The sequence below is a fragment of the Gammaproteobacteria bacterium genome, from assembly GCA_032250735.1.
Taxonomy (GTDB): Bacteria; Pseudomonadota; Gammaproteobacteria; order SZUA-152; family SZUA-152; genus SZUA-152.
In genome coordinates this window covers 19,144-34,226 of the sequence record JAVVEP010000001.1, presented here as the reverse complement: position 1 = coordinate 34,226, position 15,083 = coordinate 19,144, and the positions used below count along the sequence as shown (strand labels likewise).

12 protein-coding genes are annotated in these 15,083 nt (G+C 60.1%); 7 read left to right on the top strand and 5 right to left on the bottom strand.

All coding sequences use genetic code 11. The features are described 5' to 3' along the window. The first annotated feature begins 4 nt into the window (after positions 1 to 4). From RRB22_00165 to hemE, 5 genes are all read left to right on the top strand, one after another. On the top strand, positions 5 to 259 hold the full coding sequence (locus RRB22_00165) for a WGR domain-containing protein (GenBank protein ID MDT8382806.1): 255 nt from the start codon (positions 5 to 7) through the stop codon (positions 257 to 259). A 14-nt stretch (positions 260 to 273) separates the two neighbouring features. After that, on the top strand, positions 274 to 1,935 hold the full coding sequence (locus tag RRB22_00160; GenBank protein MDT8382805.1) for an AAA family ATPase: 1,662 nt from the start codon (positions 274 to 276) through the stop codon (positions 1,933 to 1,935). Between the two features lie 258 nt (positions 1,936 to 2,193). Further along, entirely contained in the window at positions 2,194 to 6,666 is a 4,473-nt protein-coding gene (gene gltB, locus RRB22_00155; protein MDT8382804.1) for a glutamate synthase large subunit, read from the top strand. A 47-nt stretch (positions 6,667 to 6,713) separates the two neighbouring features. Next, on the top strand, positions 6,714 to 8,120 hold the full coding sequence (locus RRB22_00150; protein MDT8382803.1) for an FAD-dependent oxidoreductase: 1,407 nt from the start codon (positions 6,714 to 6,716) through the stop codon (positions 8,118 to 8,120). Between the two features lie 148 nt (positions 8,121 to 8,268). Continuing rightward, positions 8,269 to 9,336 carry a uroporphyrinogen decarboxylase gene (gene hemE, locus RRB22_00145; GenBank protein MDT8382802.1) on the top strand — a complete coding sequence of 356 codons (1,068 nt, stop codon included), beginning with the start codon at positions 8,269 to 8,271 and terminating at the stop codon, positions 9,334 to 9,336. A 300-nt stretch (positions 9,337 to 9,636) separates the two neighbouring features. Here the strand turns inward: hemE and RRB22_00140 are convergent, their stop codons facing one another. Beyond that, positions 9,637 to 9,801 (bottom strand): putative motility protein, encoded by a 165-nt coding sequence (locus RRB22_00140; protein ID MDT8382801.1) that lies wholly within the window; start codon positions 9,799 to 9,801, stop codon positions 9,637 to 9,639. Positions 9,802 to 10,138: 337 nt separating this feature from the next. On the opposite strand from RRB22_00140, the gene yaaA reads away from it, so the two are divergent. Then, complete coding sequence (yaaA, locus tag RRB22_00135; GenBank protein MDT8382800.1) at positions 10,139 to 10,912, top strand: peroxide stress protein YaaA; 774 nt, start codon at positions 10,139 to 10,141, stop codon at positions 10,910 to 10,912. Between the two features lie 31 nt (positions 10,913 to 10,943). Here yaaA and RRB22_00130 read toward each other — a convergent pair whose 3' ends face one another. Continuing rightward, on the bottom strand, positions 10,944 to 11,222 hold the full coding sequence (locus RRB22_00130) for a hypothetical protein (protein ID MDT8382799.1): 279 nt from the start codon (positions 11,220 to 11,222) through the stop codon (positions 10,944 to 10,946). 119 nt (positions 11,223 to 11,341) lie between these two features. Between RRB22_00130 and RRB22_00125 the strand changes: the two genes are divergently transcribed. Then, positions 11,342 to 11,617: a hypothetical protein gene (locus RRB22_00125; GenBank protein ID MDT8382798.1), complete on the top strand. Its 276-nt coding sequence runs from the start codon at positions 11,342 to 11,344 to the stop codon at positions 11,615 to 11,617. 34 nt (positions 11,618 to 11,651) lie between these two features. On the opposite strand, the gene RRB22_00120 is transcribed toward RRB22_00125, so the two are convergent. From RRB22_00120 to RRB22_00110, 3 genes are all read right to left on the bottom strand, one after another. Continuing rightward, complete coding sequence (locus RRB22_00120; GenBank protein MDT8382797.1) at positions 11,652 to 13,901, bottom strand: YgiQ family radical SAM protein; 2,250 nt, start codon at positions 13,899 to 13,901, stop codon at positions 11,652 to 11,654. A 199-nt stretch (positions 13,902 to 14,100) separates the two neighbouring features. Further along, complete coding sequence (locus RRB22_00115) at positions 14,101 to 14,481, bottom strand: DUF4389 domain-containing protein (GenBank protein MDT8382796.1); 381 nt, start codon at positions 14,479 to 14,481, stop codon at positions 14,101 to 14,103. A 114-nt stretch (positions 14,482 to 14,595) separates the two neighbouring features. Further along, positions 14,596 to 15,060, bottom strand: a complete 465-nt coding sequence (locus RRB22_00110; GenBank protein ID MDT8382795.1) for a DUF3859 domain-containing protein — start codon at positions 15,058 to 15,060, stop codon at positions 14,596 to 14,598. Positions 15,061 to 15,083 lie beyond the last annotated feature (23 nt).

The window sequence follows — 15,083 nt, the reverse complement described above, 5'->3', positions numbered from 1 at the left end:
GCCCATGCGCCTCTACCTACAGACACCCCCCACGGCGGACACCTACCCACGCTACTATCACCTGTTTTTGCAGGAGGATCTTATCAATGGCTGGACCCTGGTAAAGGAGTCCGGACAACAGGGCGTCTCCGGCAAGGTCACCCGGCTACATTTTAATGACCACGAGCAGGCAATGGACGCGCTCATCAAGGCACGTGACGCGCAAATCAAACGCGGCTACCGTATTGTTTTTGCCACCGGCGAACAGAGGCCCTCTTAACCAGCATGAGCAGCATGAACGAACACCTCAGCACATCACCGCATTCCTATGTTATCGCCTACGGCATGAGCCGCGAACCCTTTGGCGATGGCATTGAAGACGACCTCTTTTACGCCGAACCCACGCGCCAGCAGAAACTCGACATCCTGCTTCACCTTACCCAGTACGGCAACGAACTCATGCTGGTCAGCGGCCCCGAGGGCAGCGGCAAGACCACACTCCTGCAGCAGTTCCAGCTACACGCGCTGGACACCTGGAAGGTCGCGCGCATTGAGGCAAAAAACGGCCTTGATGAACGCAAACTCGTGCAACAGCTGTTTCATCAGATGGGACTGCAGTTTCATGGCGCCACCCATGCCGAACTGCTTGAACATCTCGAACATCACTTCGACTCACTGCAACACAGCGCCCGCCAGGCCGTCATGCTCATCGATGACGCCGAGCGACTGCCCGTCACCGCGCTCAAATGTGTGTTGGCGCTCGCCGGCCTCACCAGCAGGGACAATAAACCGCTGCTGAGGATTGTGCTGTTTGGCACCGACAAACTCGATGAGAACCTGACCGATCCGCTACTGGAACCCCATAGCGCTATCGTGCATCACAAGATCGAACTCCCCGCCTTCGATAGCGAACAGACCACCCACTACATCCTGCACCGCCTGTCCGCGGCCCACTTCGCCGACAGCAAGCCCTTCACCGATGTGGCGCTACGAAAAATTCACCGCCAATCACGCGGCTGGCCGGGAGAGATCAACCGCCTGGCTCACAACCTACTGGTCGAGACCGCTCCCACCACCAGCGCCGCCACGGCCGGCCACCGTCTCGCAAGCCTCAACCTGCCGCGGACGCTGGCCACCCTCATCGGCATAACCGTAATTAGCGCGTTACTGATCTTTCAGGGTGAATTCAATGCCTGGCTGGAACACAGCAACGACGCCCAAACCGCCTCCCGCCAACAACCGCTCAGCCTGCCGGACGCCGCCTCACTGCCCCGCAACCAGACGACCACGATCACTGCCGATACCGCTGCGGACATCGATACCGACCCGGTCCTCGCACCAGCCCCGCCTGCTGCACCCGCGGAACCGGATGCCGATCAGCCGACCGCCATTGTCGAAAAGATCTACGGCGCAAAAGAACCCGATGCCACGCCTGCGCCGGAAGGCGACGCAGCCGAGACCGAGCCACCCTCGCCCCCCCTCAGCGTCACCACCAGCCCGGCACCGCCGCCCCCCACCGTGCCGGGCGCAGCCCCGGTGCTGGACAGCATGGCCGCCAGCACCCTCGCCGAGCCCCCTCCGGCCCCCGGCGCGGCAACCGTCGGCCCATCCACCGCGCGACCAAACCTTATCCCCGCCGACCTGCCCGGCCAGCGCAGCGACTGGATACAGGCGCAGGATCCCGGGCACTACACCCTGCAACTGGTGGCCGGCAACGACATCAAGACCCTGCGCGCCTTTATTCAACGGCACTCACCCGGGGAGCCCCTGGCGGTGTATCAATCCACCCGCAACAACCGGCCCTGGTTCGGCCTGATCCACGGCATTTTCACCGACAAACAGCAGGCCATCGATGCCCGCGCCCGCCTGCCCAAAGGCCTGCGTCTACAGAACCCCTGGGTGCGCAGCCTGAGGCCGCTGCAACAGGAGCTGAACGGAACCGGGCTGACGCCGTAATCCCGCTCCACCCCCCTCCACACCGTGCTAACACCCGATCTGGCCGCACGCCTCGATAACACTGACTTTTCGCCGCATTGAACCGAGTCTGGCGCCCCGCTATAATGCTGGGCCATTTGCGCCGGGAAAGGCTTTTATCGCAGGCGCGCCCCGCGCCCTGCCCGCCCCCCAAAAAGGTCGGCAAGCCAATGATTATTAACCGAATGCTGCCTTATCACCAATGCCGACAGGCACGAGACTAACGTGGAAAACGTACCCGTGAAAAAAACACCGAACCAGCCGCCGAATGCCGAGGGCCTGTATCGCCCCCGCTTTGAAAAGGACAACTGTGGTTTTGGCCTCATCGCCCAGATGGACGACAAGGCCAGCCACTGGCTGGTGGAAACCGCCATCGGCGCGCTGGCCCGCCTGACCCATCGCGGCGCGGTGGCGGCGGACGGCAAGACCGGTGACGGCTGCGGCCTGTTGCTGAAGCGGCCAGACGGTTTCCTGCGCCTATGTGCACAGGAGCTGGGCTTCGAGCTGGCGGACAATTACGCGGTCGGCATGGTGTTCCTCAATACCGATGCCGGCCTCGCCAGCACCGCCCGCCAGCAACTCGAAACCGAACTCCGCGCCGAGGGCCTGGAGGTACTGGGCTGGCGCACCGTGCCGACAGACAGCAATGCCTGTGGTGACGAGGCGCTGGCCTCACTGCCGGTCATCGAGCAGATCTTCATCAACGCCCCGGCCGGCATGGACAGCCTGCGCTTCGAGCAGCACCTCTATATCGCGCGCCGGCGTTGCGAAAAGGCCATTGAGGGCGGCGACCCCGTGTTTTATATCCCCACCCTATCATCACGGGTGATCTCCTACAAAGGCCTGGTGATGCCCGCGCACCTGCCGCAGTTCTATCCCGACCTGAACGACAAGCGCATGGAAACCGCCATCGCCGTTTTCCATCAGCGCTTTTCCACCAACACCTGGCCACAGTGGCGCCTGGCCCAGCCCTTCCGCTACCTGGCGCATAACGGCGAGATCAACACCGTCGAGGGTAACCGCAACTGGTCCGTGGCCCGCGGCCACAAATTCGAGAGCCCCACCATCCCCATGGCCGATGTCCGCCCGCTGGTGTCGATGACGGGCTCCGACTCCAACAGCATGGACAACATGCTGGAGGCCCTGCTGGCCGGCGGCATGGATATCTTCCGCGCCATGCGCCTGCTGGTGCCGCCCGCCTGGCAGAACGTCACCAACATGGACCCTGACCTGCGCGCCTACTACGAATACAACTCCATGCACATGGAACCCTGGGATGGGCCGGCCGGTATCGTGATGACCGATGGCCGTTATGCCGCCTGTTCCACCGACCGCAACGGCCTGCGCCCGGCGCGCTGGGTGATCACCCGGGACCGTCACATCACCCTGGCCTCAGAAATCGGCGTGTACGATTACCGGCCCGAAGACGTGGTGGCCAAGGGCCGCCTCAAGCCCGGCGAGATGCTGGCGGCCGACACCGAAACCGGCAAACTGCTGTTGCCGGAAGACGTCAACGCCATGCTCAAGGGACGCCAGCCCTACAAACAGTGGCTGGCCGCTGGTGCCCGACGCATCACCACCACGCTCAACGGTGAAGTCTGTGGTCTGCCCATGGACAGCGATACCCTAGACACCTATCAGAAACTATTTCAGGTTAGCTTCGAGGAGCGCGACCAGGTGCTGCGGGTGCTGGCCGAAGACGGCCAGGAGGCCATCGGCTCCATGGGTGACGACACCCCCATGCCGGTACTGTCACGCAAGGCACGCTCGCTGTATGACTATTTCCGTCAACAGTTTGCACAGGTCACCAATCCGCCGATCGATCCCATTCGCGAACAAATCGTCATGTCGCTGGAGACCTGTTTCGGCCGTGAAATGAACATGTTCGAGGAATCACCCGCGCATGCCAATCGCATCCTGATGAACTCACCGGTGCTGTCCACCACCAAGTTCGATCAGCTTATCGGCCTCGATGGCGACTACGCCAGCACCCGGATTGAGCTGCATTACGACGAGAACGGCAAACTGCAGGATGCCATCAGCCACATCACCGATCAGGCCGTGGCCGCCGTCAAGTCCGGCATCGTGCTACTGGTGCTGACGGACCGCAACATCGCGCCCGACCGCATCCCGGTGCATGCACTGCTCGCCACCGGCGCGGTACACCATCGCCTGATCCATGAAGGCCTGCGTTGCGACGCCAACATTATTGTCGAAACCGGCACCGCCCGGGATGCACACCACATGGCCGTGCTGATCGGTTACGGCGCCACTGCGGTATATCCCTACCTGGCCTACGCCTGTATTCAGGATATGCAGCGCACCGGCGAGATCACCGAACCCAATTGCGCCGAGCTGATGCATCAATATCGCAAGGGCATCAACAAGGGACTATTTAAAGTTACCTCGAAGATGGGCATATCCACCATCTCCAGCTACCGTGGCGCCCAGCTGTTTGAATCCGTCGGCCTGCATCAGGAGGTAGTGGATCTGTGTTTCGCCGGCACCACCAACCGCCTGCAGGGCACCCACTTCGACGACATCGATGCCGATCAGCGCAACCTGGCCAAGCTGGCCTGGAACCCGCGCAAGAACATCGAACAGGGCGGCCTGCTGAAATTTGTCCACGGCGGCGAAGAACACGCCTACAACCCCGACGTGGTGCAGACACTGCAACGGGCGGTCAAAACCGGCGACCGCAGCGCCTATCGCGAATACGCCGCGCTGGTGAACGAGCGGCCCACGCTGGCACTGCGCGACCTGCTCAAACTACGCAGCGACATCGAGGCTATCGCCATCGAGGAGGTGGAGCCAATGGAGGCGATCGTCAAACGCTTCGACTCCGCCGCCATGTCGCTGGGCGCGCTGTCTCCAGAGGCGCACGAGACCCTGGCCACGGCCATGAACCGTCTCGGCGCGCGCTCCAACTCGGGTGAAGGCGGCGAAGATCCCAAACGCTACGGCACCGAGAAACGCTCCAAGATCAAACAGGTCGCCTCCGGCCGCTTTGGTGTCACGCCGGCCTACCTGCGCTCTGCCGAGGTCATGCAGATCAAGATTGCGCAAGGCGCCAAGCCCGGCGAAGGCGGCCAGCTGCCCGGCCAGAAGGTCAACGACCTGATCGCCGAACTGCGCTACTGCAAGCCCGGCGTGTCACTGATTTCACCGCCGCCTCACCACGACATCTATTCCATCGAGGATCTGGCACAGCTCATCTTCGACCTCAAACAGGTCAACCCTGAGGGGCTGGTATCGGTGAAGCTGGTGGCCGAAGCCGGCGTCGGCACCATCGCGGCCGGTGTCGCAAAGGCCTATGCCGACCTGATCACTATTTCTGGTTATGATGGCGGCACCGCCGCCAGCCCGCTGGCATCGGTGAAATACGCCGGTAGCCCGTGGGAACTGGGGCTAACCGAAACCCATCAGATCCTGCGCGCCAATGATCTGCGCGGCAAGATTCGCCTGCAAACCGACGGCGGCCTCAAAACCGGCCTGGATGTCGTAAAGGCGGCCATCCTCGGCGCCGAAAGCTTTGGCTTCGGCACCGGCCCCATGGTGGCGATGGGCTGCAAGTTCCTGCGCATCTGTCATCTCAATAATTGCGCCACCGGTGTCGCCACCCAGGACAAGGTGCTGCGCATGAAGCACTTCATCGGCGAAGTGGATATGGTCACCAACTACTTCCGCTTCATCACCGAAGAGGTGCGCGAAATCATGGCCAGCCTCGGGGTGCGGAAATTGCAGGACCTCATCGGTCGCACCGATCTACTGACGGCCATCGAAGGCACCACCAGCAAGCAACGACGACTGGATCTGTCGCCCATCCTCTCTGATGGCGGGGTTGACGCCAGCAAACCCCAGTACTGCACCTCGCCGCGAAACCTCCCCTTCGACAAGGGTGAACTCGCCGAGCAGATGGTCGCCGACGCCCTGCCCGCCATCGAGGCCGGCAGTGGCGGCACATTCAGCTACGCCGTGAAAAATACCGACCGCTCCATCGGTGCGCGCCTGTCCGGCGAGATCGCCGTGCGCCATGGCGATCTGGCTATGGAGGAACACCCACTGCGCCTCAAGCTCACCGGCTCGGCCGGCCAGAGCTTTGGGGTCTGGAATGCAGGCGGCCTGCACATGCACCTGGAGGGCGACGCCAACGACTATGTGGGCAAGGGCATGGCCGGCGGCAAACTGGTCATCTATCCGCCCAGGGGCAGCAGCTTCAAATCGAATCAGAGCACCATCATCGGCAATACCTGTCTGTACGGCGCGACCGGCGGCAAGCTGTTTGCGGCGGGTCTGGCCGGTGAGCGTTTCGGCGTGCGCAACTCCGGCGCGCACACCGTGGTGGAAGGCATCGGCGATCACGGCTGCGAATACATGACCGGCGGTTTCGTCACCGTGCTGGGACCTACCGGCGTCAACTTTGGCGCCGGCATGACCGGCGGCTTTGCCTACGTGCTGGATCAGGACAACAGCTTCGTGGATCTGTACAACCACGAACTGATCGAGATCCATCGCATCAATGTGGAAGACATGGATTCCCACGCCCACCACCTGCGCGACACTATTCAGGAATTTGCTGATGAAACCGGCAGCGAGTGGGGACAGCACATCCTCGACAACTTCGCCGACATGGTGGGCAAATTCTGGCTGGTCAAACCCAAGGCCGCCGCCCTGGCCACCCTGATCGCCGACCTGCGCAGTGTCGCCGCATAAACCCTACTTCATTCACCTCAGCATCACCTGACCCAGTTAATAAACCTATGGCCAATAATTTTCAGTTCGTCGAAATACCCCGCCGCGATCCGGCCAAGAAACCCGCGGCCGAACGGCGCCAGGAGTTTGGTGAAATTTACGGCGCCTACGATGCGAGCGCCGCCGCCGAACAGGCCGACCGCTGCCTGGCCTGCGGCAATCCTTATTGCGAATGGAAGTGCCCGGTGCACAACTACATTCCCAACTGGTTAAAGCTGATCGCCGAAGGCAATATCAATGAGGCGGCAGAGATGTCGCACCGCACCAATTCGCTACCCGAAATCTGCGGCCGCATCTGCCCGCAAGACCGCCTCTGCGAAGGTGCCTGCACACTGAATGACGGCTTCGGCGCGGTGACCATCGGCGCGATCGAAAAATACATCAGTGACACCGCCTTTGCACAAGGCTGGCGTCCGGATATGTCGCACGTGAAGGACACCCATAAGCGGGTGGCCGTGATCGGCGCCGGACCGGCCGGGCTCGGCTGTGCCGACATCCTCGTCCGCAATGGCGTGAAGCCGGTGGTATTTGACCGGCACCCGGAAATCGGCGGCCTGCTGACCTTCGGCATCCCCGAGTTCAAACTGGAAAAGAATGTGGTCCGCACCCGCCGCGCGATTCTCGAAGAGATGGGTGTTGAATTCCGCTGCAATACCGAAGTCGGCAAAGACATCTCCTTCCAGAGCATCCTCGACGAATTCGATGCCGTATTTCTGGGCATGGGTACCTACCGCTACATGCAGGCCGGCATCCCCGGCGAAGACCTGCCGGGCGTCTATCCGGCGCTGGATTTTCTCATCGCCAACGTCAACCGTTGCCAGGGCTTCGAGAAATCCCCTGATGACTTCATCGACATGGCCGGCAAGCGCGTGGTGGTGCTCGGAGGCGGCGACACCGCCATGGATTGCAATCGCACCGCGATTCGCCAAAATGCGCAAAGTGTTTTCTGCGCCTATCGTCGCGACGAAGCCAACATGCCCGGCTCAAGGCGCGAGGTCACCAACGCCCGGGAAGAGGGCGTGGAGTTTTTATGGAATCGCCAGCCAGTGGAGATTGTCGGCAACGGCAAGGTCGAAGGTATCAAGCTGGTCACCACCACGCTGGGTGAGCCCGACGCAAAGGGCCGACGCAGCCCGGAGATTGTCGCCGGCTCGGAAGAGATCCTGCCCGCCGACGCCATCGTGATCGCGTTTGGCTTCCGCCCCAGCCCGGCCGACTGGTTTGGTGAATTCGGCATCAATATTGACGAGCGGGGACGGGTTATCGCGCCGGCCCACAATCACTACAAATTCCAGACCAGCAACCCGAAGATCTTTGCCGGCGGCGATATGGTGCGCGGTTCCGACCTGGTGGTCACCGCCGTCTTCGAAGGTCGCGAGGCCGCCGAAGGCATTCTTGATTATCTGGCCCTATGATTTTCCGGGCAGATGATTTTCTAACGATATCCAGTCCGACCCGTCGGGTCTGGGATCTGCATAACAAAAATTAGTCAGAAATTACGCTTGCTTGCGGGGACAGAAAACCGATCTCCGGCCCGCAATTCATTTTCAGGGGGAAGTATAGATGTCAGCTGAATTAAAAAACGATCGTTTCCTGCGCGCCTTGCTGCGCGAGCCCGTGGATGCCACCCCCGTGTGGATGATGCGCCAGGCTGGCCGCTATCTCCCCGAGTATCGCGCCACGCGTGAAAAGGCCGGCAGCTTTATGGACCTGTGCCGCAATGCCGAACTGGCCTGCGAGGTGACCATTCAGCCGCTGGACCGTTTCCCGCTGGATGCCGCCATCCTGTTCTCCGACATCCTCACCATCCCCGACGCCATGGGCCTGGGTCTGAGCTTCAACACCGGCCACGGCCCGCAGTTTGACCGTCCGGTACGCACCGCCGCCGATGTGCGGAACCTGCCCATCCCCGATCCCGAGGGCGAGCTGCAATACGTGATGAATGCCGTGCGCACGATTCGCACGGAGCTGGACGGCCGCGTGCCACTCATCGGTTTTTCCGGCAGCCCCTGGACGCTCGCCACCTATATGGTGGAAGGTGGTGGCACCAAGGAATTCGGCAAGGTCAAGGGCATGATGTTCAGCGAGCCCGCCCTCATGCACCAGCTGCTCGACAAGCTGGCGCAGTCGGTCACCTCCTACCTCAATGGCCAGATCGCCGCCGGCGCGCAGGCCGTGATGATTTTCGACACCTGGGGTGGCGTGCTGACGCCGCGCGACTTCCAGCAGTTTTCACTGCGCTACATGCAGCAGATCGTCGACGGGCTGACCCGTGAACACGACGGCCGCAAAGTCCCCGTGATCCTCTACACCAAGGGTGGTGGACAGTGGCTGGACAAGATGGCCGCCACTGGCGCCGACTGCCTCGGCGTCGACTGGACCATCGACCTCAGCGATGCCCGCCGCATCACCGGTGACAAGATCGCCCTGCAAGGCAATATGGACCCCTGCATCCTCTATTCCACACCAGACCGCATTCGTGAAGAGGTGGCCAACGTACTGGCCAGCTACGGCAGGGGCGAAGGCCACGTGTTCAATCTGGGCCACGGCATTCACCCGACCATCGACCCGGACAATGTCAGCGCGTTCATTCACGCGGTGCATGAGCTGAGCGGGCAGTACCACGCCTAGGAGGCTGTCGGATTTAGGATGAATTGGCTGCGGAAGTGGGAGAGCGGCCAAAATTTCCCCGATTTTTCGTTACATAGAACCACTATGCGCCTCAAAATTGGAAAAATTTTGGCTCACTCTCCCACTCCCTCGCTTCAATCAACCTAAACCCGACAGCCTCCTAGCCACTAATCCGCCCTGCGCGATTTTCGTATCGCCCCCACACAAAAAAGGCGTGCCAGATGGATTCCGGCACGCCTTTTTTGTGGATCTGTGCGTTATGCTTGATTGCTGGCGAACGTTCCCGCGCCTGCCTTCCGCTCAGGCGGTGACATCAATATTCTGTCCCCTGGAGGATGTCGGATCCGGCAGGGACTCGATCAGGGTTGCCGCCGTCTGTTCCTGCAGCGCCTGGGACTTCTTCTGAACCTCGATGGCGACCGTCGTGTTGACGTGCGCCGCGGATGATGCACCCGATATTTCCATAGTATTCACCTCTAACTGTTCAAAATAATACGCGGCCAATCACGCCGCAGGGCGCCTTGCTGAGCGAAAACTACCGGAATTCACCGCCGGGCAACCTGATTAGTTTTACGTCCGCCCAGCCATTTTCATTACCACTTTTTTTGCCTGACTTTATATTGCAATCGCATAACGCCTCCACAGACAGGCCGAAGATCATCATGATTAGCTCAGTTATTCCAAGGGGATGCAACGGGAGGTGGGCCGAATGCCGTCACCACGACCAGCATGGATTGTTTTGACTGCACCCATTAGCGGTTTGCTACAATGCCCCTTTCAGGCCACCGAAGACCCCATTGCCATGCTGATCGTGATCTCGCCCGCCAAGACCCTGGACTACGAAACGCCACGGGTCACCACCAAATTTACCGTGCCGGACTATCTGGACCGCTCCCAGCAACTGATCCAGCGCCTGCGGCAACTGTCGTCCCTCGACATCAGTGAGCTGATGAAGGTCAGCAGCAAAATCGCCGAACTCAATTTTGATCGCTACGAATCGTGGGACAAACGCTTTACCGAAAAGAATGCCCGGCAAGCGCTGCTGGCCTTCAAGGGTGATGTCTATACCGGACTGGATGCGGAGAGTTTCACTGCGCGGGATTTCACCTTTGCACAACAGCATCTGCGTATCCTTTCCGGCCTGTACGGCCTGCTGCGGCCACTGGACCTGATGCAGCCCTATCGGCTGGAGATGGGTACCCGACTGGATACGGATCAGGGCAGGAATCTGTACGACTTCTGGGGCTCGACCATCACCGAGGGCCTCAACGCGCAGCTGAAGAAGCTCAAATCCGACACCCTGATCAACCTCGCCTCGAACGAATATTTCAAGGCCGTCAAACCCAAACAGCTGAATGCGCGGATCATCACCCCGGCGTTTAAGGAATTCAAGGATGGCGAGTACAAGATGATTGGCATCTACGCCAAGAAGGCCCGCGGCCTGCTCAGCCGCTACATCATCCAGCAACAACTGACGGACGCGGAGGACATCAAGTCCTTCGATGAAGAAGGCTACCGATACAACAAGGGGCTCTCCCGGGGCAACACCTGGGTGTTTACGCGCAAACAAAAATAGGCGCGGCCCGCCGGGCGCGTCACACGGGGTGCTAGCGGCTGCCCCAGATCCTCGACACCGCCCGGTCGCTGCCCAACAGGCCAACCACCAGCGCTACCAGAGACACACCGCCGAAGACGATGACCGGAATCAGGTATCCCGGCTCGTCCCTGTCGAAAGACAGGTAGGCCACCGCCGACACCAGACCGAGGAACAGCACGCCGATCACAATGAGGATTTTCCGGTTGAGGGGTTTATAGGCATAGGGCTCATCACCCGCCTCAAAGACATTCAGGATGGGGGCAAACAGTTTTCGTAGAATATTTTTCATCGCGGATCTTCAACCGGGCACGTAATGGGGGTGAGCAATAGTCTACAGCACGCCGGTGTAACGCCAAACTTTCGCTATAATTCATCCTTCATGCGCACAAAGCAAAAGTCGTTATACCCATGAAATCATCGCCCGAAAAACTGCTGAAAAAGCATCGGCAGCTTACTCATTCAGAGATGATGAAGGTGAGCTCACACGTGCAACGTGCTGAGGGCGACTGGGTTATCAACACCCTGATGATCGAAGGTTGCGAGACACCCTTTCGCTACAAAAGGAGCAAGACATATAAGAATCTCAGGGGCCAGCGCATCAACCTGACCTATTACGCCAGCACCGAAACCGTGGCCGGCATGGAATTTGAGGTGATGAAGGTGGTACGCATCAAGGTCTCATGACCCCCAGCAGGCATGCCGCAGCGCATAACCGCCATTAGCGCTTTGTTGGAGGGCCCTTTCTCGGGACTTTCGACCGCGCCGCCTTCGCCGCTGAGGGCTTGCGGCCAGCAGTGTCGGGATTCTTCGGCAGCCCGGTGTGCTGGGTGCGAAACGTCTTCCCGGCCGCCGCGCCCTCCACGGCATCTCCCGCCGCCGGCTGCCAGCTGGGGATCAGGTGTCGCTTGCCGTTGCCAATCAGGTCGGCGCGGCCCATCTGTTGCAGGGCCTTGCGAAGCAGGGGCCAGTTGTTGGCATCGTGATAACGCAGAAAGGCCTTGTGCAGTCGGCGCGCATTGGCGCCCTTGGGCACCGGCATCTCCTGCGTGTTGGCGCCCACCTTGTGCAGGGGGTCCTTGCCCGAATGGTACATCGCGGTCGCGGTCGCCATCGGCGAGGGCAGGAAGTTTTGTACCTGATCCGCCCGGAAGCCGTTGGCCTTCAGCCAGATGGCCAGATTCATCATATCTTCATCGGTGGTGCCCGGATGGGCGGCGATAAAATAGGGGATCAGATACTGTTCTTTTCCGGCGGCCTTTGAAAACTTGTCGAACATCTGTTTAAAGCGGTCATAGGTACCCATACCCGGCTTCATCATTTTTGACAACGGGCCGCTCTCGGTATGCTCTGGCGCTATCTTTAAATAGCCACCCACATGATGGGTCACCAGCTCTTTTACATACTCCGGCGATTCCACCGCGAGGTCGTAACGCAGCCCGGAGGCGATGAGAATTTTTTTGATGCCGCGCAGCTGGCGGGCGCGACGATACAGCCTGATCAGCGGCTGATGATTGGTGCCGAGATTCTTGCAGATACCGGGATGCACGCAGGAAGGCCGTCGGCAGTTTTCCTCTATCTTTGGATCCTTGCAGCTAAGCCGATACATGTTGGCGGTCGGTCCACCCAAATCGGAAATATGCCCGGTAAATCCCGGCACCGTGTCGCGAATGGTTTCAATCTCGCGAATGATGGAATCTTCCGAACGGCTCTGAATAATGCGTCCTTCATGCTCGGTGATCGAACAAAAGGTGCAGCCACCAAAACAGCCGCGCATGATGTTCACCGAAAAACGGATCATCTCATAGGCCGGGATATTGGCCTGGCCATAGGCCGTGTGCGGCCGACGTGTATAGGGCAGCTCGAAGACCTTATCCAGCTCCCCGGTCTGCAACGGGATCGGCGGCGGATTCATCCACACGCCGCGTTCACCGTGCGACTGATACACCGCCCGCGCATTCCCGGGATTGGTCTCTTTGTGGAACACGCGCGAGGCATGGGCGTACAGCACCCGATCATCCCGCACCTGATGATAGGCGGGCAGACAGACCAGGGTATTGTCGCTGCTGGCGCGCGGCTTGTGACGGGCGACCAATTCCACCATCACGCTATTGCCCGGCGCCCCAGTGCCTGCATCCGCCGCGTCACCAGCAGCCGCCGTTGCGCAGGGTGCCTGCTGTTCGCCACCACCGCCCTCCATCGCATAGGGATCAAGCGGCGCCTCGATCACGCCGGGCTTGTCCAGCTCGGTGGAGTTGAGCACCATCCAGTCCTGGGGCAGACGCTCAGGACGACCATTGCGATCGCGGCAGGCGAACACCGTGCCGCGCACGTCGGTGATGTCTTCGATCGGCTCGCGTTGCGCAAGGCGGTGGGCAATTTCGACAATCTGCCGTTCGGCGTTGCCATACACCAGCAGATCCGCCTTGGCATCCAGGATCACCGAACGCCGCACCTTCTCTGACCAGTAGTCAAAATGGGCAATGCGTCGCAGGCTGGCCTCGATGCCACCAATGATGATCGGCACGCCCTTGTATGCCTCGCGTGCGCGCTGACTGTAAACCACCACACAGCGATCAGGGCGCTTGCCGCCTTCGCCGTTGGCCGTGTATGCATCATTGGAACGCTGCTTGCGATCCGAGGTATAGCGATTCACCATGGAATCCATGTTGCCGCCGGTCACGCCAAAAAACAGATTGGGCCTGCCCAGTCGCTGAAAATCCTGCGCGCTGCTCCAGTCCGGTTGCGCGATAATGCCCACCCGAAAACCCTGCGCCTCCAGCACCCGACCGATAACCGCCATGCCAAAACTGGGGTGATCCACATAGGCGTCACCGGTCACCAGGATCACATCACAGCTGTCCCAGCCCAGCGCATCCATTTCTTCGCGCGACATGGGCAACTGCGGGGCTACGCCGAAGCGCTGGGCCCAGAACTTGCGATAGGAAAAAATGTCGGGAGCTGACTGCATGTGGACTGGATTACCGGCCGAAGCGATGGAAGGCGTAAGCTGCAAACAGGGTAGCGGCATTTAAGCGCCCGCTATCGCATACTGTCTACATAGTAAGGATTACACGCCAAGTGTGATTGGGCGCTTATTATACGGATAAACCACCAAAAAGGAGAGCGCGGTGCTGCGCCATCCCCTTGTGAAGACCAGGGTTAAGCGGTCAGCGCTGTGGCTCGTGCTCGTCCGGTTGCGAGGGCTCGCCAGGCTCAACCGACTCTGTCGCGCTAGCGTCGTCATCGGCCGACCCGGACTCGGCGACCATCGGCGCCACCTCCGGCCAGGGGCTGAACGGGAAGGCTTTCTCATCGGAGTTGTAGGTCACGTACTGCAGGATCTGGAAAATATACTGCGCCAGACCGGCGCCAAAATAACGCAGATTTTCGTTGGTGCGGCCGGTAAACACCGTAAACAGAAACTGGATCACCACCACCGCCGCGGTGACGATGCGCGCCACCATCAGCAGGAAGGCAAACAGCAGAATAAATAGCCCCCGTATCCAGGTCTCCGCCGCCGTCAGGTTCTGTTTGAAATCTTCGTCCATTGTTGTTCCTTATGTCGGTTCAATACATCAGTTCAGCGCGTCAGTTTCAGCATCTGCGTTTCATCTACCGTGCAGTTTAGGCGCTATCTTCAAAAGTTAAACCGGGCGCACTGCCTATTCCGGCAGATAGGTGGTAAAGCGGCGTTCGATCAGCATTTTGTTCATGAAGCGATATTCAAAATGCCAGTCTCCCTCCACCATTTCATATGTCTCATTGATGCGATAGCCGGTCTTATCCTCCACCATGCCATCACTCAGGGCCAGATCCACGACATAGCGATAACCGGAGGAGCGACTGCCATCCGGTTTTTCCATTTCCGGATGGGTCACCACCAGCTCAAGCGGGATCGCCCCGACGGCCTTGTCCATGCCCGAGATCCGGAACCGGAAGCCAAACAGGCGGCCTCGTTGCAGGGGAATCCGCTCGGTGCTTTCCACCAGCTTCGCCTCGCCCCGGGTCACATAACCGGAAGTCGTTGTCGAATTGGCCAGCCGTTCGGAGTTGCCGGTAAACTCATAATAGCCGTATTCCAGAATCTCGGCCTTGGGCGCGGCCAGCAACGCAGGCGCGGACATCATCAGGATTATAAATAAGAGTACAT

What these genes read in the sequence shown, in the direction of transcription:
- RRB22_00130 (MDT8382799.1), bottom strand. Translation starts at nt 11,222, where the DNA reads ATGAAAAATATTCTACGAAAACTGTTTGCCCCCATCCTGAATGTCTTT.
- hemE (MDT8382802.1), top strand. Translation starts at nt 8,269, where the DNA reads ATGTCAGCTGAATTAAAAAACGATCGTTTCCTGCGCGCCTTGCTGCGC.
- RRB22_00125 (MDT8382798.1), top strand. Translation starts at nt 11,342, where the DNA reads ATGAAATCATCGCCCGAAAAACTGCTGAAAAAGCATCGGCAGCTTACT.
- RRB22_00165 (MDT8382806.1), top strand. Translation starts at nt 5, where the DNA reads ATGCGCCTCTACCTACAGACACCCCCCACGGCGGACACCTACCCACGC.
- RRB22_00150 (MDT8382803.1), top strand. Translation starts at nt 6,714, where the DNA reads ATGGCCAATAATTTTCAGTTCGTCGAAATACCCCGCCGCGATCCGGCC.
- yaaA (MDT8382800.1), top strand. Translation starts at nt 10,139, where the DNA reads ATGCTGATCGTGATCTCGCCCGCCAAGACCCTGGACTACGAAACGCCA.
- RRB22_00120 (MDT8382797.1), bottom strand. Translation starts at nt 13,901, where the DNA reads ATGCAGTCAGCTCCCGACATTTTTTCCTATCGCAAGTTCTGGGCCCAG.
- RRB22_00110 (MDT8382795.1), bottom strand. Translation starts at nt 15,060, where the DNA reads ATGATGTCCGCGCCTGCGTTGCTGGCCGCGCCCAAGGCCGAGATTCTG.
- RRB22_00140 (MDT8382801.1), bottom strand. Translation starts at nt 9,801, where the DNA reads ATGGAAATATCGGGTGCATCATCCGCGGCGCACGTCAACACGACGGTC.
- RRB22_00115 (MDT8382796.1), bottom strand. Translation starts at nt 14,481, where the DNA reads ATGGACGAAGATTTCAAACAGAACCTGACGGCGGCGGAGACCTGGATA.
- RRB22_00160 (MDT8382805.1), top strand. Translation starts at nt 274, where the DNA reads ATGAACGAACACCTCAGCACATCACCGCATTCCTATGTTATCGCCTAC.